The organism is Pectobacterium artocarpous (assembly GCF_046159765.1).
Classification (GTDB): domain Bacteria; phylum Pseudomonadota; class Gammaproteobacteria; order Enterobacterales; family Enterobacteriaceae; genus Pectobacterium.
On record NZ_JBJXVK010000004.1, the window covers coordinates 148,966 to 172,654 of the forward strand.

The window sequence follows — 23,689 nt, forward strand, 5'->3', positions numbered from 1 at the left end:
TCAACATGTTCATCCGTTACCCGTTCAATGCCGGATAACGGATAACTAAGCCCATTATTTATCCTCAGCCAAAGTGCCGTCAGTCAGCGCAAGCCCTGAATTTTCCAACACCATCTTCTGCGGTACGGCCAGCGGAATATTAGATGCCCTCAGCCGCTTGATGATCGCAAACAACAGATCGCTCTTTGCTTCCGATACCATTCTCGGGCTGCTGACATAGCCTGTTACGCTCAGTACCATACCCGTCGGAGTTAACTGACTGAACTTCACTGACGGTGCCGGAGACTCCAGAATCGCATCATGGTTGATATAAGCATCCAGCAACAGCGCCTGGACTTCTTCAGGGTCGATATCCAGCGGGAATGTCAGTGCCAACGTGGCAACGCCAAACGGATTCCCCATCGTAATATTGCGCACATTCTGTGAAATAAATTGAGAATTCGGTACGATCACCGTCGAACGGTCACCCAACTGAATTTCCGTCGCACGCACATTAATCCGACGGATATCCCCTTCAACCCCGCTAATGCTCACCGAGTCCCCCACTTTCACTGGGCGCTCAGTCAACAAAATCAGACCGGAGATGAAGTTCTTCACTATCTCCTGTAAGCCAAAACCAATACCTACCGAGAGCGCACTGACAATCCATGCCAGCTTGTTCCACTGAATCCCCAATGTCGCCAGCGTCAACAGGATAATCAGGATATAGCCAATGTTGCTGAACAGCGTCACTAGCGACGCACGGATTCCGCGTTCTAACGTCGTTTTAGGAAGAAACTCGTCTTCCAGCCAGCGTTTTGATGAACGTAGAACATAGATACCCACGACAAGAAAGAGTACGGCGTTGACCAAGTGAGCTGGCACAATACTTAAGGTTTCCAGCCCTTTCCCGCCCCAGATCTCAACGGCTTTTTGCACCAGTTCCAAAGGCGTAGTGGTGCCAAACGTGCCGTTAAGTAAGGCGACCGCTGCCATTAAAATTAAAACAACTTTACCGCTGGCCGACAGAATCAACGTGGCCTGAGCCAGATGGCGATCGTCCAGATTAAGCGAATTCTTCATCCGCTTGCCGCTGGCATTGTTAGGAGAAAAGAGGCTTTCGCAAATATCGGTAATAAAGGTTGAGAACAAATACAGGCAGGAAAACACCATACCAATCCACACCAGCTCAAATGCCAGAAAACGGGCCAGTGAGATATAACCGATGACTAGCGACACCAGAATAGCAAAGGCCGTAGCCAATACCGCAAGATGAATCACGCCAGATAACGTCGAGCGTGCTTCCGGCTGCTCTCCTGAATGCACCATCTGCCGGCGAATCTGATCGCTTTTCAACGTTATCGTCCCTGCGGTAAACGCGAGAAACAGCGCAGACAAGCCGTTCACCATAATGGTTGCCGCAACCGATGTTCCCACCGTGGCCATCACCTGTTCAACGAAACCAAAGATCAGAATAATGCCAGCAGCAACCACGGGGAACGGCTTCATAGCTTTAGCGACGGGGTTGGCAATCGCCGGCAAGCGCCAGGAAGGGCGTTGATTTGAAAGGAACGCTCGTCCTAACCCAGCCACCATCGAGCAGAAAATGGTCTGTCTCACCAGCGCATCAAGGAACGATAAGACCCGTTCAGACACCTCACCGTGGCGCGTAAACGTGAAGTCGATCAGATTTACCGCAATACCGATCGTGACCACGGTTGAGATAACCGACGCTGTAGCTAAAAAACTCCGCCGCAGACGCCCTTCTGGCAGCCAGTGAATTCCCGCCCAGGCCAGATATTTCTCCAGATAGCGACGCCCTACCGAACTCATGACGATGGCGATTAAAATCAGGAATGCAGAGCCATAACGCCAGTCCGGCTCCCAGGCGACAGTAAAGGCATCACTCATCTGATCCTGAAACGCACTCAGGCGACGTACATCTTCGGCCTGCGGAGTCACAACCGGTGCCCAGAAACGCCCACCCAGAATACTGCCGGAATTCAATGCCAGTTGCGTTTTCAGCGCATTACGCCGCAGAGTAACTATTTGCGCTGACAGGTTGGTCGCGCTGGTGCGTAAAGCCTGAATCTGCTCGATCTGCGCATCCATTTTTGTTTTTTGTGCATTCAGACTATTGCGCTTACGCGTCACCTCACTGGTTTCATTAATACTGGAACCGGACTCTGGCGCTGGCCCTAAGACATCCAACTGAGCCTGAATTTGAGCGCGCTGCGGTGCCACCGCATTAGCAAGCTCATTGGCGCTATTCACCAGTTCCTGCGTGGTGTCATTCAGCGTACCAAATTTGCTGTCGTTATTTGTGCCTGAAACCTGCTGCTTGATGTTATCTAGCTGTTTTTGCAGCTTGATCAACTCGGCATCAACGTTGATTTTTACTGGCGCATCGGCCTGTGCAGCCTGTGGGTCAGGATCAGAATCCGCACTCGCCGTCGATGCATATCCAACAGGCAGCATCAACATCGCCAGTAAACAAATGCGCAAGAATGCGGATGAAAGAATGTTCATAAATCTGAAGGTTCCAAAGTTCGACAAAATAGCGGATCCACAAATAACCGAACGATAACCCGGTACGTGAAAGCTGCCCACACTCATCCAAAACCCAACGAATGCGGGCATAGTGTACCAACAGCGCAGGGTGCAGAATACGTCCGATCATAACTTGAAAAGAATTACTGAACGCGTCCAGCAGATAAAACTGAAATTTTCACTGCTATATGTAGTTCATGTGAGCGCCGCTCGCAATTGTGCAAAAAAGTCACATCAGAAAAAGCGACATCCACCAAAGTTGTACAGGGATTCACCGTATAGCGTAAATCCGGCACCAACCCGTTGACTCATTGGGACGTGTGGGTATAATCCAGCCCACTTGTTATGACAAGCAGCAGCCACTTCTTTGCGCAATGCGCCCTTAGCTCAGTTGGATAGAGCAACGGCCTTCTAAGCCGTAGGTCACAGGTTCGAATCCTGTAGGGCGTACCATAATTTCGTCTTCTGACGTCTTTTAAAGTCTACAATTCCCTTTAAAATCAGAACTATCCTCTACGGAATGGGCTATCAAGGTCTAGTGTGGTCTCTTGAGTTCTAGCATCACTTGGGGGTATGTTTGGGGGTATTCGCAGGTTCAATAGAAGTGATACCCCCAAATGAAGCTAACTGCTCGCCAAGTAGAAACAGCTAAACCCAAAGATAAGCCCTATAAGCTTACTGATGGTGCTGGATTATATCTGCTGGTTAACACCAATGGCTCACGCTACTGGCGTTTAAAGTATCGTTATGCAGGAAAAGAAAAACTGCTTTCTATTGGCACATATCCCGATATCTCACTGGCTGATGCAAGAACAAAACGTGGGGAAGCCAAAAAGCTTCTTGCGAATGGCGGCGATCCGAGCGAAGAAAAGCAGGTTGAGAAACAGGCAAAAATCGCGGCAGTCAACAACAGCTTTCAGCTTATCGCATTAGAGTGGCACGAACATAAGCGCCCTAACTGGTCGAAGGGCTATGCTGAAGACATTCTTGAATATCTGAAAAAAGACATTTTCCCCTACCTTGGTAAACGGCCAATCACTGACATCAAGCCAAAAGATATGCTGGATGTGCTGAGAAAAATGGAACAGCGGGGCGTACTGGATAAACTGAAAAAGACTCGTCAGGCTTGCCGACAGATTTTCACCTACGCCATCGTATCCGGTCGGGCTGAATATAATCCGGTAACGGATTTAGCTGGGGTATTGAAAGCGCCGAAGCAAAAACACTTCCCTCACCTGTTGGCTGATGAACTTGGTCCCTTTATTCAAGCCCTGAACGGCTATAGCGGTAGTCGCATTACTCAAATTGCCACCCGCCTGCTGATGCTGACCGGACTGAGAACTATCGAGCTACGATCTGCTGAATGGCAGGAAATCGATTTTGGCAAGAGGATCTGGCAGATCCCCAAAGAGCGTATGAAAATGCGCCGTCCCCATCTGGTTCCCCTATCCACTCAGGTTTGTGATCTGTTGTCGGAACTACAAAACATCACTGGGGGTTTTCAGTTGGTTTTTCCGGGTCGGAACGATTCCAGTAAATCAATGAGCGAAGCGAGTATCAATCAGGTCATCAAACGTGTCGGATACGATAAAAAACTGACTGGACACGGTTTTCGCCACACGATGAGCACCATCCTTCATGAGCAGGGTTTTAATAGCGCATGGATTGAACTCCAGTTAGCCCATGTCGATAAAAACGCTATCCGTGCCACATACAACCACGCGCTATATCTGGATGGTCGGCGGGAAATGCTTCAATGGTATGCGGATTATGTTGATAAGTTGGGAAAGAGTAATATCTCTGAATTCAGTCTTATTGCTTAGTATTGCTTTCTGAGAGCAACAGGATGTGTAGAAGAAAAATCAGATGGGTCATCAAGAACGCAATCAGGCTTAGCATCTCGATGAGCGTAAGCTGATGATGCAATGGTGGGCAGATTTTCTGGACGCCAACCGTGTGGCGTGGTTAGACCGTTTGAGTTTGCGCAGAAGAGATAGATTTTATGGCCAAGGATGGCTAGTTGGAAAAGTACTCTACCCATTTAAAAATAGGAAGGATATATTTTCGTTCGGTAATATATATCACACTAATTAATAATTATAAATCAGCTATATATTTATATATAGACACTGCTTTATGATTGAATTAATCTACCAACGAGGTTTAACCTCTTATAGCCGAATCCTTATATAGTTAGTGTGTTCAGGAAAGAGAATTCTCTTTCAAAATATGGAAGAGGAGAATTCCCTCCGAACCTAAAATTATAAAAAGGAAGTAATATGAAAGAAAACATTACGGTTATAGAACTTAAAGGTCAGTTAGAAGATGGGTTAGTCGTTGCTGGTTTCATCAAAGAGCGATTAAGAGAACTAATTGAGCTTCTTGATGATTCATACATTGGTCAAGAAGAACTTGTTAAAGAAATCAATTATTTAATCTTGCAGTATAAAGAGTTGGTTTTGGTAGCTGAGACGTATAACCCACTCACTACAGAAAATGACAAGTGGTAATATAAATAAGCCTCAGTTAGTGGGGCTTATTTTTAATAAACTCCTTCCTAACTGGATCAAAATTATATCTCTTGTTAATTTCATCAACTTTTTTTTCAGCATATTTTAAAAAATCCTTATGCTTTTGCCATTCTTCATCTCTGATTTCTTTACCGTATAGTTTCATGAGCTATCCTAATTTTTAACATCTTTACTATTTATATACCACAGATAAAAAAACAAAGCAACCAATATGGGGCAATACCTATTGCATATTTTATTGATACTGAAGAAAAAATTATTGTTTCTATTTTCACAGATGCCCCACCGATGCCCCCAATGGATTTTGTGTCCAATTTAAGGGAAAACTTTATAGAGCTTTTCTTTTATCGGGAATAAAAGCAATCACTCATATAAATAGCACGCTAGTAATATAATAAGAATGTATTCCTCTCATTGACCGCTTACACTACAATCTGAACTAAGTAATCTTGTAATTCACGGATGGAATAACAATGACTGAAGCAGACCTGGATGAACTGGCTGACCGTATAGTGAAGATGCTAACCACTACGGATTTTTATGAAGGGATGGGTTCTGGCATATCAGAGATAGGTAAGAATTTTGGCTATCTGGCCTATGATTTTATTGATACGGACACACGGTATGCCAAATCACGAGAAATGGAACGATTGATAAAAGCGATTCATAGAGGAATTGTTTCAAGAGAAAAAATCATCGAGGCTATAAAAAGAATATTTAAGGTCTTTAACCGGAATGCCTCTGAATCTCAAAAAGAAGCAATTTATCATAAAGCAGTAGGCTCGGTAGCGGGTAGTATGCTTGTTTCACAAGCTGTCTTTCAAATAGCGAAGAGAATCGGCAATGCACCAAAAGTATCTACTGGCACAGTATATTATATTTTGCTGCTTGGCGGGATGGCGAAACGCTCAATATATCGCTCAATGTATTTGAAGAGCCACAATCCTGAAATATATTCAGAGTTGAGAAGAGATGATTTAGATTTTCTTTTCTTCCTGTTTGAAGAAAATGTTGAACCATTAACAGAAGCAATAAAGATGAGGAGAGTTTATGGTAATGGCATGTTTAATCAATTAATTGATAAAATAGAATACAGGATTAAGTGATATGACTACCTTTTTAAAAAAAGCATTTATTTTCATATTAAATAACATAACCATGTTTCTTTTCAGCATATGCTTCTTTTGGATTTGTTATATTCTATTTGTTGGGTATGCACCCTGGAGTGAAAAAACAGTCCATTTAATTATTGCCGTTTCCATTTTCATTGGGCTAGGAAAATTATCTGACTGGTTTGATAAAAAATGAACATGAGTCAGCCATACTGAAAATTTTTAAAAAATCGGCGTATTTCTTATTTAAAAACATCATATTTGCTCTTTTCAGCATATCCTTTCTTTGTATCATCTATATTTTATTGGTTGGATATGCTCCGTGGAATGAAAAGACGATTCATCTCATCATCACCATCGCAGTCTGCTTCGGATTAGGCAAGTTCTTCACATGGCTGGATGAAAAGTGAATGCAGGGTCTCCCCTGCACTTGTTTAGTTCATAAACTTCGTCATTTCCCACAATGCATAACCAGACGTTCCAGCCTTGTGATGCGTCCATGTAACATCTTTATATCTGATAGAGATATGCTCCAATATCAGGCCAGCACCATCATCAATGATGTTAGGCATGACGAGATTGATATCTGATATGAGTCCATCATTGATCTGAATCGAGAAAAACTTCTCTTGTTTGGCATGTTGCGTCGTGCGGTAAAAGTCGAGCAACACTTTAACCTTCTCTTGCTCGTTCAATGCCATTGCCAGTAACGGCGTTGACTTATCGATAGGTTTTACCAGGGTGATAGGATTATGAACAGCATGGCCGTCATTGCTCATCATGTGGTTAAAAGCCAAAATCATGATTTCATCGGTATGCCCTGCCTGATATCGGTTGCCGATAGATTCTAATGTGGAGCAACCCTCAGAAATCAATCCCTGTGATTTACCTTCGATAGTCATGTATGCATAATTAGCCATATAAATTTCCTTTTCAATGGTTTTGCGCTTTGCATATTATCGTTAATGAACAATCAAGACCATTGATGCAAATACAATAATTAGGATGATATGGATGTCAAAGAGTTCAGCGAATCGATTTGCTCCTTCGTAAGGTATGATTGTCGTTCTCCATTTATTGAGAGCAAAATAACACTCATATGCGAGTTTAAGGCGCAGCTTTTTAGTTGCGAGGTTGAGCCGAATGATGTATTTTTTGAAATGTATTTAAAGCATTATAGACATTAGGAATCGGTCTCACTTATATCATTCTTCTGGCTATCATCAGAGGGCTTAAATACTTTTTTATGCACGCCACCAGTATCAATTTCTGCCGAATAATCCCCAGCACAGACCCATTCTTCAACCCTGTCTAAAAGTTGCTGTGGAGAGAGCTTTAATCTGCCTTTTATCGCACACTCCCAAATAATCATTACATGCCAGCCACCATCGTTGAGCCTTTCATAGATATATTTATCCCGCACAACATTTTTCCCAATCTTCTCCATCCAAAAATCAGTCCTCGTGGCTGGTGGTTTGAACAGATGGCAGTCATGTTTATGCCAAAAACAGCCATGAGTGAAAATTATTTTTCTATATTTTTCAATAACAAAATCAGGTTTTCCGGGCAATTCTTTTACCTGTGTTTGAAATTCAAACCCAAGATCTTCAAGCATAGCATTTAGCTTAATTTCAATGTGCGTATCATGATTACGGATCGCCTTCATATTCTTACTGCGGATCTCAGGACTATGAACATCAGCCATAAAAACTCCACTAATCAGATTAAATCCATAACATATTGATTTAACAGTAAATTATAATCACTTATATTCACTATGAGTTCGTAGTATATCATCCCTCTCACTTTTCCCAGACATTATAGATTAAAGGCTATACGTATAAAATCATCCAAACTGACTCACTTTAAATATCGCACAGAAGAGGCTAGAATTACCCACAGATATTTAGATTCATAAAAATAAAATTTAAAGCAAGGAGATGTAGTATGCCATTCATGAATCATGGACAATTACAGCTATTAGGGGCAAATGCAGGTGCTTACTCCGTAGTAACAAAGCGTGAAGCAACAGGAGATCGAAGTATTACTCTGGATCGTTATGAAAGAAATATATTAGCCCAATATTTTGATATCAGTAAAATCAACAGACGTGGAATAATTAATAAAGACAAATCACCGGAGAGACTAAAATTATTAACTCTAAAAGATGAGGGGTTTGAAAATTTTGCTCCCAAAGAAATCCTCATTGTTTATCCGAAAAAAGAAGGTAATGAGTTAAGATTATATATGGGGATAGATTTTCATGGTAATACGGGAGATATGTTTATAATTTATACTAAAAATAACATATCTCTTCCAATAATTGGTTTTATTCCACAAAAAAAATGGGAGGAATTTTCAGAGGACAGTGATAAAGCTTGTCTAATAAACACTCTGGATACTGATGATGAAAAATATCAGAAAGGAATTTTACTTTCACAGGCCGGTATTCCTCTTGAGAGAACCAGCTTGCTGTTTCCAAGAAGTGCTGTTATAGCCCGGCAAGCTCTCGAAAAAGCAAACTATCAGTGCGAATATGAAAGCGGTCATAAAACATTTATATCCCCGATAACAAAACTTTATTTTATGGAAGCTCACCATCTAATTCCTTTATCAGCGCAGAAGGATTTCTCAACATCACTTGATCATATATATAATATATTTTCACTATGCCCAAATTGTCATAGAAAAATCCACTTTGGTAGTGCTAAAGATAAAGAAGAGATACTTGAAAGATTATACAGGTCAAGAGAACAATTGTTTCTTTCTAGCTGGGCGCTGAGTTTCGAACAATTGTGTTATTATTATGGAATAACGAAATAAATTTTTGCGTATAGATTTAAAAAACAGTTTTAAAAATCACTAACCGCATATTCATCTGAAAGTTTGAAACTTTCAGATGAATGATTATCAATTATATACAACTTAATTATTAAGCCACCTTACTACTTTTTTCAATTAAAGACGTAGCTTTTTCAAGTGTTTCAACCAATTGGGTTGCAACTGCTTCAATAACTTTTACACAAACAGAATTTCCAAATTGCTTGTATATTTGTCCATGAGACACGGCATCAACAACAAACTCTTCAGGGAATCCCTGCAAACGGGCACATTCGCGTGGCGTAAGCTTTCTGGGATTTTTACCAATCTTACTCTGATCGATAAGGATTTCAGAACCATCTTTATAGTAACGGGCACTGATAGTATTAGCATATGGACTTTCCTCATTAAAAAGAGAATATCCAAACCCATTACCTTTTGTTTTATGTTCTTCCTTTCTTTTCTTATGCCCGTTCCATAGCTTATCAGAGATCGTATATATATCTTTATTAAGGTTAAGCTGGATCTCATCTAACTCAGTCTGGGATTGAAGGATCTCACCTAAACGAGTTTGTGTCCTGGGAGCTTCCGGCCATGAGAACAGCGTATCAAAGTCCACCCCTTTAAAATAATCCTTATCAAAGCCAATTATAAATATCCGCTCTCTGTTCTGAGGAACTCCGAAGTCTGCTGCCCGCAGAACTTTATAATCAACCCAATAATTCAGTCTTTGAGACAAAGCATTACGAGCCTCATCACTCATAGGAATAGCAGCCGGAATTTCTTTCTCATTCTTCCCCTGAAGAATATTAATAATTGTTTTAAGTGTATGCCCTTTATTATGCCCTTGTAATTGCTTAACATTTTCAAGAAGAAATGCTTTTGGCCTTTTTTCAGTGAGTATACGCTGGATCTCAAAGAACATGGTTCCTCGCGTATCACTGAATCCTTGTTTTAAACCCGCTTGCGAGAACGCCTGACACGGAAAACCACCAAGAAGAATATCATGATCGGCGATTTCAGACGCCTTTATGGTAGTAATATCGCCATCGGGCATCTCACCATAATTAGCCAGGTAAGTTTTTTGAGCAAACTTATCCCACTCGGATGTGAAAACGCAATGTCCACCTAACTTCTGGAAAGGTAAGCGAATTCCACCAATCCCAGCAAACAGATCGATAAACGTGAATTTACTATTTTCGATAGATTCTTGCTTAAAAGGGGAATTTACAGATTTAGTGTTCATGGCATCTTCCAGTTCAATGATTTCTTTCCACTTATTAGGTGTAGGGTTATGTTCACCGGCCTCCCATCCCCTCACCGTTCGTTCACCAGATACTCCCATTCCCAGAAGATTAGCAAAATCAGTCTTGCCCAAACCCAGCCTTTTTCTTAAATTCTTGATATAATATGCTTTGTCTTTTTTCATAGGTGCAGGCAATTCCATTACTACTTATCCGGTTTATGTCCCGGTAATCATAGCGCTGTACAAAAACACATGCAATGGATAATTTATGTATAAAAAACCTATTGATGAATTTATAAACGATTGTTCAAAACTATCAAGTTCAATGTCTGTTTCATACGGTCAGGTAGCTCCTAGTTTTATTTTTTCAAATACAGGACGACGGAATGGAACAAAATATTTCTCCATCACGCTGCCCCAGCTTATTTCTGTTTTAAAAGACATTCAGAATAACATTGACGAATTTAAAGCAAGCAGTGATTATGTAGAAGACGACTGGAGATATTTGTTTTCAGAATATATAAACGATGACGTGATCAACACATTATCAACAGTTCAGACCTTGCCATTATTTACACTTATAAACAAAGTAATTACTATCGCCAACAGTAATGACTCAAACTATGTTGAAAAATCGATGCACTTAGACGAGAGTTATGTCGCAAATGCTATTGATTATTTGAGTGGTCAGTTGCCAGACAATGAAGAATATTTATTCGAATTAATAGAAAAAAATGTTCCTAATGAAATTATTTTTGGGATAAATAAAATATATTATGGTGCTCCAGGAACAGGAAAGAGCCATAAAATAAATGAATTAATAGGTTCGTCAAAATGCATAAGAACTGTTTTCTATCCAGATATGCAGTACTCTGATTTTGTCGGTAGCCTTAAACCCAGAACAGTTGAAGACAGTCCTGGTAATAAGAAAGTAATATATGAGTTTCGGGCTGGTCCATTTATAAGAGCATTGATTGAAGCACTCAATGTCAAAAATCTGGAAGAAAATGTATATCTTGTTATAGAAGAAATAAACAGAGCATCAGCACCTGCTGTTTTTGGTGAAATATTTCAGCTATTAGATCGCAATGGGATGGGTGAAAGTAAATATGAAATTGACATATCAGATCCTGATATGCTTGACTATATCAATGAGAGAGTTGGTGAAAAATTAACAACATTAAAAATCCCTGGAAATTTAAGTATTCTTGCAACAATGAATAGCAGTGATCAGGCCGTAATGCCAATGGATACTGCGTTTAAGCGCCGCTGGCAATTTGAATATCTATTAATAAACTACAGTCAGGCAACAGAGGGGACTATTCCTATTGATATACTATCTGAAGATGGCGATGTAAAAAGAGTCAACATTCATTGGAAAGATTTTGCAAAAATATTGAATGATGAACTGAAATCCCTAAAAATACCGGAAGATAGATTGCTGGGACATAGATTTCTTGATGAAATTGAATTGAACACTCCAGAAATTGCGAGAGCAACGCTGGCAGGAAAATTATTAGTTTATCTTTGGGATGATGTGTTACGGCATGGTAAGAAGAACTTCATATTTCGCTCAGAGGAATTTAGCACTTACGGTGATTTATTTAACGCATTTATACTCGGAAAGCCAGTTTTCAATGAAAGTATAGAAGCGAAAATTGAGTCGGTATCGTCTGAATATTAATTTCTTCGGAGTTAAAAATTGAAAAATTTAACATTTTATAACGACCGAATGAATTTGAATAAGATTCCAAAGGATTTGAGATCTTTTCTGGTATCAAAAGGTATTATAACTGACGATGACATAAATGTTCATTTCGTCGGGTTGATATACTTTAAAAGCAGACCATATATTTTCTTACCACGAAGTAGCAATATTAGTGATATTGAAAACTCATCTATTACTGATAAAGAAGGTATAGCAAGAAATCTTTTAAATGCGATTCATATATACCAACAATCACCAAAAAGCTCTGTTAAAAATGACGACTCTGGCGAAGGCTCTGTCGGAGAAACAAGCCTGAGCCTGATCATTTCTCTTCTTGAGGATTTCAATCTCAACGGGTTATACAAACGTCGCATAAAAAGAAAAACAATTAATTCAGGGAAAATAAACTGGAAAAAGACTATACGTTCATTCTCACCATACCCTACTGATGATTCGCCGTTTTATCTTGACTTTGAAGGAGCAGAGAAGAGAACTAAATCTGACAATGAGATATCACGAATTCACGCAAAAATAATTAGGGATATAAGCACAGATTTAGGCTGGCTTACTTACTCAGATAATTCATATTACGAAAATACACTTAATTCCATTCGCCATTCTGAAATGGACATTGACGGGCAGTTAGTAATTATAAAAAAAGAGCTGGAAAATACATACACTGAAAGAAATATTTTTTTATTAAACTCCATTTATCAGTATCTTCTGGATGTAAGTGGTAAAGAAAGCAACGATTTAATTACAGGAATAAAAGAGTTTCATGGCATGTGGGAGCATATGCTTGGAAAGGTAGTAGATAATAGAATAGATATAAATAACAGACTAACAGCCCCTGTGTATAAGATCTCAGATGAATATATACTTGCATCGTCCAGAGGGCATAAAACAGATATTGTTATCAAAGAAAGTAATACTAATAGATTTATAATTATTGATGCTAAATATTATAAAGCCAGCAACACCAGTGATGCTCCAGGATTATCCGATATAGTGAAACAATTTTATTATGCAAAAGCGTTAGGTTTAGTTGAAGATGACGCTGAAGATATAAGAAGCGTCTTCATTTTTCCCGGTAAAGGCGGAGATATAGAATCCATACATATGGCATTCAAAAGCTCTAAGAAAAAATACTCTCATGATGACTGCCTTGATGAGCAATACCCACCTATTTTATGTTTATATCAAGACCCAATAGAATTAGTTAGTTACTACTCACATGGTAAAAAACTTAAAAAACTGACACAGAAAATAACAGATATCGGAATCAATAATGCTCCGATTTACTCATAGCTACATTATGATAACTATTGATAAATATAGTTAAATTGGGTGATATCAATAGCCTCTATCAGCCTTTCGGCTCAATCCCTTGCTTTCTCAATTCCTGACGGGCAAGTTCCTTGAACCAGTTTCCGAGACTGACACCTTCTTTTGCAACTACCTCATCAAGCTGTTCACGCAGCTCAGGTGATATCCGTATCTGGAAGGTCGGAGATTTACCTGTTGATGAAGATTTCTTCGTATCACGTTTTATCGTTGACATGTACGTACCTTTTTAACTATGCTGGGTTTTATAGGTACGTACCCTATCACAAAATCTCATATTCATCACCCGTTTCGCCCCTGAAAGGTAGTGCAATACCAGACAGGGGCTGACCACACCGTTATGGAGTTAACGACATGGCTATCAGCAAGTCTAGCAATTCCCACCTTGAAGGTCAGCACATTAAGCAATCAGGTAAGTGTTATTTTAATCAGTTCCATCAAGAGGCTACGGAGGTGTTTTATGTTCGATAACACACCTTTAGAGCAGGAAGAAATCATCGATCAGTGCAGAGCGTTGATCTACGCAGTGATCGAAACCAAACAGCCACAGGTCAAAGAAATTCTGACGTTCATCCTCTGGGAAAGGCTCGATTGGTTGTATCAGGACTATAGATAGGAATAAGTTTAACAAATTCAATTATTTAATATTATTACAACCTCTTTCAAATGGATCTGCCATACCTACTTGGTCAGATCCCTTTCTTATCAGTTAAATCATTACGCTTAAAACAACACATTGATCCTATTGAGCAACGAGGCGTATTGGAAACTCTACGCCGCATCATTTCACGTCTGAATGAAATCTTCCGGTGGGCAGCCACTGAAGAACTTATTGAGTTCAACCCGGCTGACAACCTTGGCCAAAGATTCAGTAAACCAAAAAAGCAAAATATGCCTGCCCTTCCCCCAAGCGAATTGCCAAGGTTTATGGAATCTTTGACGAATGCGTCAATCCGGTTGGAAACACGTATGCTAATTGAATGGCAATTGTTGACATGGGTTCGTCCGGGTGAAGCCGTTCGCGCAAGGTGGTCTGATATTGATACAACCAACAGCATTTGGAACATTCCTGCTGATTTCATGAAAATGAAAAAGCCTCACAAAGTTCCTTTGAGTAAAGAAGCTTTGCGCATCCTTGAATTAATGAAATCAATAAGTGGGTATAGAGAATGGATTTTCCCCAGCATTAAAGCGCCGCTTAATCATATGCATGAACAAACCGCCAATGCAGCTATCATCCGAATGGGGTTTGGAGGTGAGCTTGTAGCTCACGGTATGCGTTCTATTGCAAGAACAGCGGCAGAAGAGTCCGGTAAGTTCAGATCTGAAGTTCTTGAGGCAGCACTTGCTCACTCTAAAAAAGATGAAATTATCGCAGCATACAATCGTGCAGAATATCTGATAGAGCGACAGAATTTGATGCAATGGTGGAGTGATTACGTTCAAACTCAGAGAGCTAAAGCTATCGCTGCTTGACTGATAGAGGGGATTAGCAAGAAGGTTAGGGATAGCTTGAAATGCCCGTATGCTTACGGATGCCCCGTAGCTAAGCCATTCTCCTGGATGGAAAGTATACATGTACATAAAACCAGTATAAAAAACATAAAGTTATATAACTAAACTTTGATACGTGTGCTTCCATATGTTTTTAGTGTTTGCTATGGTGAACAAACAATATTGATGTTTTTTTATGCTTTCATTGCTTGTTTCCTTAGTGGGCTACCATATGGATTTTTTTGAAAAAACTAATGCCGATAAAAATTCAATAGGTTTTACCTATCAAGATTACGTTGCTTTAAAACATGCCTTAGAGCTTAAACCAGAAGAACACATTGGAATTGAAGTTTATGATGATCTCCATCTTGAGAGCATCGAAGGGCATAAAACCTTTATCCAAGTTAAACATTCAATCAACAAGTCTAATATAACCAATAAAGACATAGATTTATGGAAAACATTATATAACTGGTCAGAGGCGATAAAGACCATAAGCGACAAAAGCATTAGCCTTATTTTTTACACTAACAAAGGTCTTACCTTAGAGCCTGGTATCGTGCAACTTTTGACTAACGACACTAAGGACATTGAAAAAATAAAAGATGAAATAGAAAAGATAGAACAAGATCATAAAAATAAGTCAGATGACCTCTATAAGTATATTTCTATCATAAACTCACTCGATAGCGATTCTTCTAAACGTTTATTTAATAGTATAAGTTTTCAACATAGCGAAGATGGGATCATCCGCCAAATAAAAATATTACTAAAAACATTAGCAATCCCTGATGATAAAATAGATGATGCTTTTAATTATATTTCAGGTGCTTTTTTTAAACATAAATATGACTTGGTTAAAAATCACACCAAAATAAATATAAGTTATGATGATTTTCGAAATAATTTTGGAATAGATAGGATTATTCAAATTTCAAGAAATTGTATAAATAATTTCGACCAATATTACGATTTTGAATCTGCATACCCTACTAACGTTGAATCAAAGATCTCTTACAAACAACTCACAGATTTGGATTTGAATAGCGATTCAATCGTAAAATATATAAATGAGATGGCCAAAACAGAAGCTTTCATTCAAAAATTACAAAGCTCTGGAGATTTAACAACTCAAGAAGAAAGACTAATATATCAAAAAGCGCTTGATGAATGGCAATCACGTCATTCAGCAACGTATATACGAAGCCGTTTTACAGAAATAAATGAAGATCATCTTAATAAAGCCTTCTCTGTCTATACTGAATTGACAGGAAACTGTAATATTGTGTTGGATAAAAATCAATTACCTAAATCTATGACTACAGGAACGTTCTTGCTCCTTTCAGATAAGCCAAAAATAGGATGGCTTCAAAACTGGGAGTCAGTCTATAAATGAAAATATATAACAATGAGCTTTTGGGTATATTCTCTTTGCAAGAGGTGTTATCAATAGCATCAAATATTGAAATAAGTAATGCAATGCTAATTTTACCAATTATATTTCATAAAAAAAGCTTAGATTACCTTGCCCACAAGAGAACCAATACACTATCTTTTCAAGATCTACTATTAACCAAGCCCGAAATAATAGTATCCATAAATAAAAGATTCTATAATTTCCTTCCATCCTCAGTTAATTGTGTTTCATTGTGCCTTGAAAATGGAATAGCTGAATTAGATCACGGTAAATTAGCATTTAAAAACAAGTTAATATTAGATAATGCGATCCCGTTTATTGGCAAAAGAGCCGTAAAAATACAGGCAGCATCTATAAATGTTGCACGTTTATTATTAGAAGAACCACACAATATATATGACATTTGTGGAGTTAAATTATAATGCAGATTACTAATATTTTAATATGGCAAATTGATTCAACCTTGAGGAATTTAGAACTTGAGGAAAATAAGGTAAATGTAATAACAGGTGATTCTGGCAAAGGAAAATCCTCAATACTGGCTATCGTTGATTATTGCCTTTTATCCTCATCATCTGATGGTATATCAAAAACAAATGTCGATAATTTTGTAAATTGGTATGGGATTAGATTAAGTATTAACGGTAAATATTTCACTATTTGTAGAAAAGCGACACACTTTGAAGAAGATGATCTAGTTTACTTTGACAAAAATGGAGACATTCCACAAATCCCTATTAACAATATCAAAAAGGATGTTTTAAAGGAACATCTGAATTATGAGTTTGGTATTAATAGTTCTCTAAAAATCCCTTATGGTGGTAGATTCATACAACAAGGGTCAAAAGTATCCTATAGATATTTTATCCCGCATTGCTTTATAGATCAAACAACACTAACCTCTTCAGAACATCTTTATTCGAAAATCTCTGATTTAAAGACAAGAGAGCGTATTGACCGAACCTTTGACATGGCTCTTGGCAGTGAAAACGCCGAAACTATGATAATGAGAACGCGGTTAGAAGAATTACAAAGGAATCTTGCTCGTATCGAATATAAACAGTCGGCTAGCAAAGACTCTTATTTCAATTTCGAAAGTGAAATAGAATCACTATACGACAGGGCGTATTATTTTGGTTTAATAAGTGAAAAGAGCAAGGATGAACCAACTGTAAGTGATAAATTTGAAAATTTGAGAGCGATAGTTAATTACAAGGATATAAACGAAATCCCAGCAATTAATGAAAAAACAAAAATCGAAAAAGAACTTTTCCTCTTAAAAAAAGAACTAACAGACATTAATGAATATATAGAAACAAATACTGAATATAAGAGGTTTTTAAAAGACAACCAAGATTCTCTTTTAATAGCAAAATATCTAGATGATAATTATAGCAACATATTATATACAAAAAATATCTATTCAATCATTAAATCTTTATTGAGCCAAAGCTCAGAGATAAAAAAGGCTATAGCCGAAAAAGGACAAAACTCACTCATATCAAAAACAAATTCTAAGAGAAAAGAGTTAGAACTTAAAGTATCATCCTTGAGTAAAAAACTTGCAACTGTTAGTGATGAAAAGATTACACCAATCGAACTTTATCGGTTCATGGGCGAACTCAGTTCTGAAATTAAACGGATAGTTGTTCTCCCTAAATATGATTATACTGATACTATAGAAAAGATAACTACTAAAATTGATGAGTTAGAAAGCAAGATAACAGATAATAATGCCTTTAAAGAATATACATTGAGTTTACTGAACGGAAAAATAAAGGAAACATTCACACGGATGCCTTTAAAAGGATTTGAGGATGCAACTCCGATATTCAACAAGGCAAAAAAAACACTTGATTTGATAAATAAAAATCAAGTTGAAAAAATGATAGATATTGGAAGTGCTTCTAACTATATGTATGTACATGTAGCTTATTTCCTTGCACTTCACGAATTGGTAAGAGGTAGAAAAGTACCGTGGGTTCCACGATTCTTAGTCATTGACCAGCCCAGCACTCCATATTTTAGTACTGCTGGTAAAAAAACTGATGACTTTGCAAGTCTTGATGCAGCCCTAAATGAAATTAATTCTTTTGTTGAGAAAATGCGGTCTCATGGTGGTTTCCAAATAATACTGTTAGAGCATATTGAAGAGTCTTATTGGCTTGACAGAGAAATGACGAACTTTACTCTTGTTGATAATGAATTAAGAGGCGATTATGGTTTAATTCATTTCAAATAAAATCGTACAGATATTATGAGGGCACTATGATCGCATACATAGTGCCACAACTTATCAGCTACGAGGTTTATAACCAACATCCAGAATAAATTTTGAAAGCTCTGAGCGTGTTATGTCAATATCATATGCGCTGCATAACATAGCAAGTGCTTGGGCAAACTTTATTCTTATCTTTTGCAGACTTTTATACATCTTCACATTAGCATCAGCGGCATTAGATATCTTATGAAGACTCATAAGTTCTTCACTCATGGTCAAAACCAAATTTAATAAAACTAATGAAACCGACTCATCATTGCATTTCAGCCTAACATTTTCCGTCTCTTTCTTTATTTCTTCCAAGCTTTTTATAACTGCGTAAATAATTTCCTCATCAAGAGGAGCCGTCAAGACTTTCTTTGGTTCAAGAAATTTTATATAACGTTCAATTTCAACTTTATTAGGGTTTTTCTTGATTAAATCCTTCAGGGTAATACCAGATATCGAAACACCAGAGCCAATAACAGAGATAATATCCATTATGATCGACATATATAACTCCTATAATACCCAAAATTAACTCCTTTCGAAGTATATTCCTTATAGTATTACTAAGCAAAACCAATGAAAAAAAAGCACTTTTTGTCCAAGAAAGCTGGACAGTGCTAGATAATCAAACGATAATATTATCATGATTACCCAAATATTTACTTTCCTTTTATAAACAAAGAGTTAACTTAAATCATGGATATAAGAGAGTTTATCGGGAACTATCGAAATCATCCAGTACTGTTCATTGGAACTGGATTCAGTTTGAGATATCTGTCAAATTCCTTTGATTGGAATGGTCTCCTATCTCATATCTGCTTTGAGCTTACCGGAGATAAAGAATCTTATCTTGACATTAAATCAAAATGTCAAATAAAGGGTGAGTATAAATATGAAAAAATTGCAAGCGATATAGAAAGATTATTTAACGATACTTTATCTAATGACAGAAATGGTAAGTTCAAAGAAGTAAATGATATTTTCTATACTGAAATGGATAAAGGTGTTAATTTAAGTAGATTTAAAATATATATAACTAAAATATTATCAACCACTTTAATTAAAGAAGAAAAAAATGACGAAATAGCTGAACTGATAAAAATGAGAAAAAATATTGGTTCAATTATTACTACTAATTATGACACATTGATTGAACAGTTTTTTGAATTCGAACCATTAATAGGCAATAGCATACTTTTAAGTAATCCTTATGGTTCTGTCTATAAAATACATGGTTGTGTTTCTGCCCCTTCCGAACTAACGATTACAGAAGAAGATTATGACTATTTCGATAACAAATATGAACTAATTAGAGCACAATTACTCTCACTATTCATTCATAATCCGGTTATCTTTATTGGGTATAGCATAAGTGATAGAAACATACAGCAAATTTTAAAGACTATTTTTTCCTATGTACCTACTAACTCAGATATAGCTAATAAAATTAGAAGTAATTTTTTACTTGTCGAATATGAAAAAGATTCACGATCTAATACCATATCTGAACATGATATATACATAGGGAATGCGACCACTATAAGAATAAATAAAATCAAGACTGACGATTACGCTTCTATATATGAAAGTTTATCAGATTTAATCTTACCAGTTTCAGCAATGGATATTAGAAAAGTTCAAAAAGTCTGGAATGAAATAAAAAGTGGTGGGGATATAGAAGTAAAAATCACAGAAGATTTAGACCAGTTAAAAAATGGACAAATGGTATTAGCCGTAGGATCTCATAAACGAGTCAAATATGAGTTCCAAACCAAGCCTGAGATGATGCAAGATTATTTCAAGATTGTTGAGGAAGCAAATAAGCAATTAATTATATTGTTAAATAAACAGAAAATACAAAGTTCCCAGTTTTTTCCAATCTTTGCATTCAGTGAAATCTGCCCTGAACTTGATAATGTAGAAATTTATAAGGAACAACAAAGAAGGAAACTTGCAGATCATTTTGAACGGACATCTGCAAACAATTGCAGCAATATTCATAATACTATTTCAGAAATTATTGAAGACAGGGCATTACCTATTTCAAAAAAAGATGACTGCATCTTTCATAGTTATTATCAAGATAGAATACAATCTGAGGATATTAAGAATTACTTATTATCTTTCGAAGATAAAAATAGCACAGCATATAGACGGTTATTATGTTTGTACGATTATAAATATTATGACATTTAAATTTCAATTAGAGTATTCGAGGAAAAAATGAATAAACTCTTTCCAATTTTTATATTATTACCTATGGTTGTCCACGCAACACCACCAAAGATTGTTTCTCAAATTGATCACGCGCCGTTGTTCCATGCCTGCTCCGAAAAGCAAGAAAACTTAAATATTTCAAGCAACCAATTAATTGATAAATTAGTTGTTATATATCATATAAATAGGAAGACAGCAGAAAGGGTAGTATCCCTATTAGATACTATACCTGCGGCTGCGCAACTAGGTTTTGACTGTTCGAATGTTGACACCGAATATAATAACATCCATAAATAAAGAGAAGTAAAAGGCCTTCTTGTTCATAAGAAGACCTTTTATTAAAATTGACAACATGGTTAAAACATTGTAGTTATTTATCACATTAAAAATAATTACAGAGGTTCACACCATGAAAATAAATAAATTACTTTTTCTTCTGACAAGCATAGCTTTCTCAACAAATATTTTTTCTAATGAATCAAATAATACAAGTGATGACGTGCAAGGAAAGCTTGGCTCTCAATATTCACAGATTGCTTATGAATATCTTACTTTACATAAAGATAAAAACATTTTTTTTGATGAGAAAAATATAAATGAAAAATATACGCACGAAGAATTTAAAATATTATACAACCGTCAATTTAACACGAACTACAAATATTACTCACTTATGATAAAGAATCATCCAGAAGAATTCAAAAAGACAATTTCTTTATTAAATGAAATTAGAGAAACAAACAAACCATGTCCGCATAACGGTTTAATTAATCAATGTTTGTTTTCAAGGTCTCAATTTTTAGAGTTCAATATAAAATTATCAAGCATGATTTTAAATGGTGAATCAAAATCGGAGATCGACCGAATATTTAAATCAAAAAAATTAGAAGAAAAACAATTTCATTTATTGAAAAATATGTTAATTGAACAAGCCACAAGAACCAAGCTATAAGCAAGGGCTAACTCAGCGAAGCGCTACGCTGCTTCTTCGAGTTTCCCTTGTTTTTTCGCCCTTCGGTTGAAAAAATTAAAAACAAAATCAACACACTGCATTGACATTATTCGCCTCTATCATATAAATAAATTAAGCATAAGGAATATGCTTTTATTTAATGAAAAGGAGTTCATATGATCGCAAGTAATACTTTTAATAAGATCGTTATGAGTAAGCATCCCCGTAATGGAAGCGTTAATGAAACCAAGTTCTCACACAACCAGCTTCGTTCTCATTGCGTCAGTGTCAGGCTTAATAATGAAGAGCTAACGCTTCTCAACGAGAAACGTGGCCGTCATCGTAAAGGCGAATGGCTTCGCTTATCTTTACTCAATAAACTTCCGGCTGTCGTTCCAGCTATCAATATTGAAGCCTGGAAATCGCTGAGCAAAATTTCTCAGAAGCTGAACAAGCTTATTGCTCATCTTGATAGCAAAAGCCATGAAAGCTCTCTGACGAAAACGGAACTCTTCGTAGTGAAGCGTCAGATCTCAGAGCTTCGTTTGAACCTGATCACCGCCGACCTATGGAGAGCACCTTCTGATGAAGGGAATGCAAAAAATCAGGAGGGGTAAGAACTTCGCTGGTGTTGTTCTCTATGCATTAAAACCAGCTTCCCATCATAAAATCTCCCCCTCAGTAATTGGTGGCAATATGATGGGGAGCTTCGCTAAAGATCTAATAGCTGAATTTGATGCTACAAAAACGCTTCGCCCAGATGTTGCTAAACCCGTCTGGCATAATTCGCTTCGCTTGCCGAAGAACGAAGCGCTGACAGATGCTCAGTGGTCAGAGATTGCTGATGATTACATGTCCCGAATGGGCTTCTCTGAAACGCACCTCAGATGCTATGTCCTTCATGATGATGAGGCCGGCCAGCACATCCATATCATCGCCAGTCGCATCGAACTCAGTTCGGGGAAGCTCTACTTAGGTAAAAATGAGAACCTTATCAGCACACGTATCATAGAAGAGCTGGAGCAGGACTACCAGTTAACCAGAACCAAAGGACCGAAAGCATCTCCAGCAGCGCCCTCACCTAAAGCGAAGCTCAAAAAATCCCGTAATGAGCTGATGATAGAAAAGAGAACTGATGAGCTATCCCCAAAAACGATCATCCAAAACGCTTTAGAATCATTACTTGCTAACAAGCCATCCATTACTGAATTTGTGCCGCAGCTTGTGGCACAAAACATCAGGGCAGTCCCGAACATCGCTTCTTCGGGTAAGATGAATGGCTTTTCATTCGAATACGGCGGGATTTCTTTCAAAGCTTCGCAGCTCGGTAAGGGTTATTCTTGGTCAGCCTTGCAGAGCAAACTCAATTATCAACCGAAACGCGATAATGCTTTCCTGTTTGAACTGAAAGCCTCTGTCAGTGAAGCGCCTAATATGGCCACAACTACAGATGCTCCTGAAATCACAATAGCAGCCGTTAACATCCCCACCGAAGCGCTTACCCTCGATAGCTGTGCTGGTCAGAACGAATACACTATCACTTCTGCCGTTGCGCTTCTCCCAGAAGCTATTGCAAGTAAAAAAGAAGCGATAGCAACCGAAGCGTTAAAAGAAGCTCCTAAAGGAAACCATGCAGTTTCAGCGTTCAGGTGGTTGGAATCCATCCCCTACCTAGACATCATCATTGGTTTATTGAAACACTTTAAAATCCCAACCCTTAAACGCCCTGAAAAACACAAAACGATCACTGGCGTGAGAATGGTAGAGATAACACCGTCAAACCCAAAAACCGCCATTGAAATACCTTCAATTCATCGTAAACCATCACCAACAATGTAGGGCTGGCAAGCCTTCTGATAACTCTTTCTTTATACGTATAGACTGACAAAACGATCGATATAAACGATCTATAATAACTTTATGATAGCTTCAGACTATCACAAATCATACATCGATCGGTACAAGTGATTTGCCTTTCCTGTAAACCCAGTCAAAATGTGATTTCACGCCAAAGAACATAACAGACTGATTTACCTAGTCTATTTACGCA

23 protein-coding genes and 1 tRNA gene are annotated in these 23,689 nt (G+C 37.7%); 17 read left to right on the forward strand and 7 right to left on the reverse strand.

From position 1 onward, the window contains the following. Positions 1–54: 54 nt before the first annotated feature. Entirely contained in the window at positions 55–2,508 is a 2,454-nt protein-coding gene (locus tag ACKQAD_RS03860) for a DUF3772 domain-containing protein (RefSeq protein WP_409158927.1), read from the reverse strand. 397 nt (positions 2,509–2,905) lie between these two features. Here ACKQAD_RS03860 and ACKQAD_RS03865 point away from each other — a divergent pair. The 3 genes from ACKQAD_RS03865 to ACKQAD_RS03875 all read left to right on the forward strand — a co-directional run bounded on the left by ACKQAD_RS03865 (position 2,906) and on the right by ACKQAD_RS03875 (position 5,039). Continuing rightward, positions 2,906–2,982: transfer RNA gene (locus ACKQAD_RS03865), tRNA-Arg, on the forward strand. 164 nt (positions 2,983–3,146) lie between these two features. Continuing rightward, positions 3,147–4,352 (forward strand): tyrosine-type recombinase/integrase, encoded by a 1,206-nt coding sequence (locus ACKQAD_RS03870; RefSeq protein ID WP_409158928.1) that lies wholly within the window; start codon positions 3,147–3,149, stop codon positions 4,350–4,352. A gap of 456 nt (positions 4,353–4,808) precedes the next feature. Beyond that, positions 4,809–5,039: a hypothetical protein gene (locus ACKQAD_RS03875; protein ID WP_409158929.1), complete on the forward strand. Its 231-nt coding sequence runs from the start codon at positions 4,809–4,811 to the stop codon at positions 5,037–5,039. Positions 5,040–5,055: 16 nt separating this feature from the next. On the opposite strand, the gene ACKQAD_RS03880 is transcribed toward ACKQAD_RS03875, so the two are convergent. Continuing rightward, a complete protein-coding gene (locus ACKQAD_RS03880; RefSeq protein ID WP_409158930.1) occupies positions 5,056–5,205 on the reverse strand; it encodes a hypothetical protein in 150 nt (49 codons plus the stop codon). A gap of 328 nt (positions 5,206–5,533) precedes the next feature. Here ACKQAD_RS03880 and ACKQAD_RS03885 point away from each other — a divergent pair, with 328 nt between their 5' ends. Further along, positions 5,534–6,166: an Ssp6 family T6SS pore-forming effector gene (locus ACKQAD_RS03885; protein ID WP_409158931.1), complete on the forward strand. Its 633-nt coding sequence runs from the start codon at positions 5,534–5,536 to the stop codon at positions 6,164–6,166. A 440-nt stretch (positions 6,167–6,606) separates the two neighbouring features. Here ACKQAD_RS03885 and ACKQAD_RS03890 read toward each other — a convergent pair whose 3' ends face one another. Both ACKQAD_RS03890 and ACKQAD_RS03895 read right to left on the reverse strand, forming a co-directional pair. After that, positions 6,607–7,092: an Hcp family type VI secretion system effector gene (locus ACKQAD_RS03890; RefSeq protein WP_014699424.1), complete on the reverse strand. Its 486-nt coding sequence runs from the start codon at positions 7,090–7,092 to the stop codon at positions 6,607–6,609. A 263-nt stretch (positions 7,093–7,355) separates the two neighbouring features. Next, positions 7,356–7,877: a very short patch repair endonuclease gene (locus tag ACKQAD_RS03895; protein ID WP_409158932.1), complete on the reverse strand. Its 522-nt coding sequence runs from the start codon at positions 7,875–7,877 to the stop codon at positions 7,356–7,358. Positions 7,878–8,119: 242 nt separating this feature from the next. Between ACKQAD_RS03895 and ACKQAD_RS03900 the strand changes: the two genes are divergently transcribed. Next, complete coding sequence (locus ACKQAD_RS03900; RefSeq protein ID WP_409158933.1) at positions 8,120–8,995, forward strand: HNH endonuclease; 876 nt, start codon at positions 8,120–8,122, stop codon at positions 8,993–8,995. Between the two features lie 109 nt (positions 8,996–9,104). Here ACKQAD_RS03900 and ACKQAD_RS03905 read toward each other — a convergent pair whose 3' ends face one another. Next, on the reverse strand, positions 9,105–10,439 hold the full coding sequence (locus ACKQAD_RS03905) for a DNA cytosine methyltransferase (RefSeq protein ID WP_409158934.1): 1,335 nt from the start codon (positions 10,437–10,439) through the stop codon (positions 9,105–9,107). 67 nt (positions 10,440–10,506) lie between these two features. Here ACKQAD_RS03905 and ACKQAD_RS03910 point away from each other — a divergent pair, with 67 nt between their 5' ends. Next, positions 10,507–11,922, forward strand: a complete 1,416-nt coding sequence (locus ACKQAD_RS03910; protein ID WP_409158935.1) for an AAA family ATPase — start codon at positions 10,507–10,509, stop codon at positions 11,920–11,922. Positions 11,923–11,940: 18 nt separating this feature from the next. Then, positions 11,941–13,254: an LlaJI family restriction endonuclease gene (locus ACKQAD_RS03915; RefSeq protein WP_409158936.1), complete on the forward strand. Its 1,314-nt coding sequence runs from the start codon at positions 11,941–11,943 to the stop codon at positions 13,252–13,254. Between the two features lie 58 nt (positions 13,255–13,312). On the opposite strand, the gene ACKQAD_RS03920 is transcribed toward ACKQAD_RS03915, so the two are convergent. Continuing rightward, positions 13,313–13,507 carry a hypothetical protein gene (locus ACKQAD_RS03920; protein ID WP_039308002.1) on the reverse strand — a complete coding sequence of 65 codons (195 nt, stop codon included), beginning with the start codon at positions 13,505–13,507 and terminating at the stop codon, positions 13,313–13,315. A 243-nt stretch (positions 13,508–13,750) separates the two neighbouring features. Between ACKQAD_RS03920 and ACKQAD_RS03925 the strand changes: the two genes are divergently transcribed. From ACKQAD_RS03925 to ACKQAD_RS03945, 5 genes are all read left to right on the forward strand, one after another. Then, positions 13,751–13,906: a hypothetical protein gene (locus ACKQAD_RS03925; RefSeq protein WP_409158937.1), complete on the forward strand. Its 156-nt coding sequence runs from the start codon at positions 13,751–13,753 to the stop codon at positions 13,904–13,906. A gap of 50 nt (positions 13,907–13,956) precedes the next feature. Further along, the gene (locus ACKQAD_RS03930; RefSeq protein ID WP_409158938.1) at positions 13,957–14,766 is read left to right on the forward strand and encodes a tyrosine-type recombinase/integrase; all 810 of its coding nucleotides are present in this window, start codon (positions 13,957–13,959) and stop codon (positions 14,764–14,766) included. A 250-nt stretch (positions 14,767–15,016) separates the two neighbouring features. Continuing rightward, complete coding sequence (locus tag ACKQAD_RS03935; RefSeq protein ID WP_409158939.1) at positions 15,017–16,180, forward strand: hypothetical protein; 1,164 nt, start codon at positions 15,017–15,019, stop codon at positions 16,178–16,180. Continuing rightward, complete coding sequence (locus ACKQAD_RS03940; protein WP_409158940.1) at positions 16,177–16,623, forward strand: three component ABC system middle component; 447 nt, start codon at positions 16,177–16,179, stop codon at positions 16,621–16,623. The genes ACKQAD_RS03935 and ACKQAD_RS03940 overlap by 4 nt, the downstream gene beginning before the upstream one ends. Further along, positions 16,623–18,443 (forward strand): DUF3732 domain-containing protein, encoded by a 1,821-nt coding sequence (locus ACKQAD_RS03945; RefSeq protein WP_409158941.1) that lies wholly within the window; start codon positions 16,623–16,625, stop codon positions 18,441–18,443. The genes ACKQAD_RS03940 and ACKQAD_RS03945 overlap by 1 nt, the downstream gene beginning before the upstream one ends. 54 nt (positions 18,444–18,497) lie before the next feature. Here the strand turns inward: ACKQAD_RS03945 and ACKQAD_RS03950 are convergent, their stop codons facing one another. Further along, positions 18,498–18,974 carry a DUF6650 family protein gene (locus tag ACKQAD_RS03950; RefSeq protein ID WP_409158942.1) on the reverse strand — a complete coding sequence of 159 codons (477 nt, stop codon included), beginning with the start codon at positions 18,972–18,974 and terminating at the stop codon, positions 18,498–18,500. Between the two features lie 192 nt (positions 18,975–19,166). Here ACKQAD_RS03950 and ACKQAD_RS03955 point away from each other — a divergent pair, with 192 nt between their 5' ends. The 5 genes from ACKQAD_RS03955 (at position 19,167) to ACKQAD_RS03975 (ending at position 23,478) form a co-directional block, all read left to right on the forward strand. Continuing rightward, positions 19,167–20,666 (forward strand): SIR2 family protein, encoded by a 1,500-nt coding sequence (locus ACKQAD_RS03955; RefSeq protein ID WP_409158943.1) that lies wholly within the window; start codon positions 19,167–19,169, stop codon positions 20,664–20,666. Between the two features lie 27 nt (positions 20,667–20,693). Then, positions 20,694–20,984, forward strand: coding sequence for a hypothetical protein (locus ACKQAD_RS03960; protein ID WP_409158944.1), 291 nt, complete (start codon positions 20,694–20,696; stop codon positions 20,982–20,984). 112 nt (positions 20,985–21,096) lie between these two features. Further along, positions 21,097–21,639, forward strand: a complete 543-nt coding sequence (locus ACKQAD_RS03965) for a hypothetical protein (RefSeq protein ID WP_409158945.1) — start codon at positions 21,097–21,099, stop codon at positions 21,637–21,639. Between the two features lie 176 nt (positions 21,640–21,815). Beyond that, positions 21,816–22,256 carry a hypothetical protein gene (locus tag ACKQAD_RS03970; RefSeq protein WP_409158946.1) on the forward strand — a complete coding sequence of 147 codons (441 nt, stop codon included), beginning with the start codon at positions 21,816–21,818 and terminating at the stop codon, positions 22,254–22,256. After that, complete coding sequence (locus tag ACKQAD_RS03975) at positions 22,225–23,478, forward strand: relaxase/mobilization nuclease domain-containing protein (protein ID WP_409158947.1); 1,254 nt, start codon at positions 22,225–22,227, stop codon at positions 23,476–23,478. Before ACKQAD_RS03970 ends, ACKQAD_RS03975 begins: the two co-directional genes overlap by 32 nt. The last annotated feature ends 211 nt before the right edge of the window (positions 23,479–23,689 follow it).

What these genes read in the sequence shown, in the direction of transcription:
- ACKQAD_RS03860 (WP_409158927.1), bottom strand. Translation starts at nt 2,508, where the DNA reads ATGAACATTCTTTCATCCGCATTCTTGCGCATTTGTTTACTGGCGATG.
- ACKQAD_RS03870 (WP_409158928.1), top strand. Translation starts at nt 3,147, where the DNA reads ATGAAGCTAACTGCTCGCCAAGTAGAAACAGCTAAACCCAAAGATAAG.
- ACKQAD_RS03875 (WP_409158929.1), top strand. Translation starts at nt 4,809, where the DNA reads ATGAAAGAAAACATTACGGTTATAGAACTTAAAGGTCAGTTAGAAGAT.
- ACKQAD_RS03880 (WP_409158930.1), bottom strand. Translation starts at nt 5,205, where the DNA reads ATGAAACTATACGGTAAAGAAATCAGAGATGAAGAATGGCAAAAGCAT.
- ACKQAD_RS03885 (WP_409158931.1), top strand. Translation starts at nt 5,534, where the DNA reads ATGACTGAAGCAGACCTGGATGAACTGGCTGACCGTATAGTGAAGATG.
- ACKQAD_RS03890 (WP_014699424.1), bottom strand. Translation starts at nt 7,092, where the DNA reads ATGGCTAATTATGCATACATGACTATCGAAGGTAAATCACAGGGATTG.
- ACKQAD_RS03895 (WP_409158932.1), bottom strand. Translation starts at nt 7,877, where the DNA reads ATGGCTGATGTTCATAGTCCTGAGATCCGCAGTAAGAATATGAAGGCG.
- ACKQAD_RS03900 (WP_409158933.1), top strand. Translation starts at nt 8,120, where the DNA reads ATGCCATTCATGAATCATGGACAATTACAGCTATTAGGGGCAAATGCA.
- ACKQAD_RS03905 (WP_409158934.1), bottom strand. Translation starts at nt 10,439, where the DNA reads ATGGAATTGCCTGCACCTATGAAAAAAGACAAAGCATATTATATCAAG.
- ACKQAD_RS03910 (WP_409158935.1), top strand. Translation starts at nt 10,507, where the DNA reads ATGTATAAAAAACCTATTGATGAATTTATAAACGATTGTTCAAAACTA.
- ACKQAD_RS03920 (WP_039308002.1), bottom strand. Translation starts at nt 13,507, where the DNA reads ATGTCAACGATAAAACGTGATACGAAGAAATCTTCATCAACAGGTAAA.
- ACKQAD_RS03925 (WP_409158937.1), top strand. Translation starts at nt 13,751, where the DNA reads ATGTTCGATAACACACCTTTAGAGCAGGAAGAAATCATCGATCAGTGC.
- ACKQAD_RS03930 (WP_409158938.1), top strand. Translation starts at nt 13,957, where the DNA reads ATGGATCTGCCATACCTACTTGGTCAGATCCCTTTCTTATCAGTTAAA.
- ACKQAD_RS03935 (WP_409158939.1), top strand. Translation starts at nt 15,017, where the DNA reads ATGGATTTTTTTGAAAAAACTAATGCCGATAAAAATTCAATAGGTTTT.
- ACKQAD_RS03940 (WP_409158940.1), top strand. Translation starts at nt 16,177, where the DNA reads ATGAAAATATATAACAATGAGCTTTTGGGTATATTCTCTTTGCAAGAG.
- ACKQAD_RS03945 (WP_409158941.1), top strand. Translation starts at nt 16,623, where the DNA reads ATGCAGATTACTAATATTTTAATATGGCAAATTGATTCAACCTTGAGG.
- ACKQAD_RS03950 (WP_409158942.1), bottom strand. Translation starts at nt 18,974, where the DNA reads ATGTCGATCATAATGGATATTATCTCTGTTATTGGCTCTGGTGTTTCG.
- ACKQAD_RS03955 (WP_409158943.1), top strand. Translation starts at nt 19,167, where the DNA reads ATGGATATAAGAGAGTTTATCGGGAACTATCGAAATCATCCAGTACTG.
- ACKQAD_RS03960 (WP_409158944.1), top strand. Translation starts at nt 20,694, where the DNA reads ATGAATAAACTCTTTCCAATTTTTATATTATTACCTATGGTTGTCCAC.
- ACKQAD_RS03965 (WP_409158945.1), top strand. Translation starts at nt 21,097, where the DNA reads ATGAAAATAAATAAATTACTTTTTCTTCTGACAAGCATAGCTTTCTCA.
- ACKQAD_RS03970 (WP_409158946.1), top strand. Translation starts at nt 21,816, where the DNA reads ATGATCGCAAGTAATACTTTTAATAAGATCGTTATGAGTAAGCATCCC.
- ACKQAD_RS03975 (WP_409158947.1), top strand. Translation starts at nt 22,225, where the DNA reads ATGAAGGGAATGCAAAAAATCAGGAGGGGTAAGAACTTCGCTGGTGTT.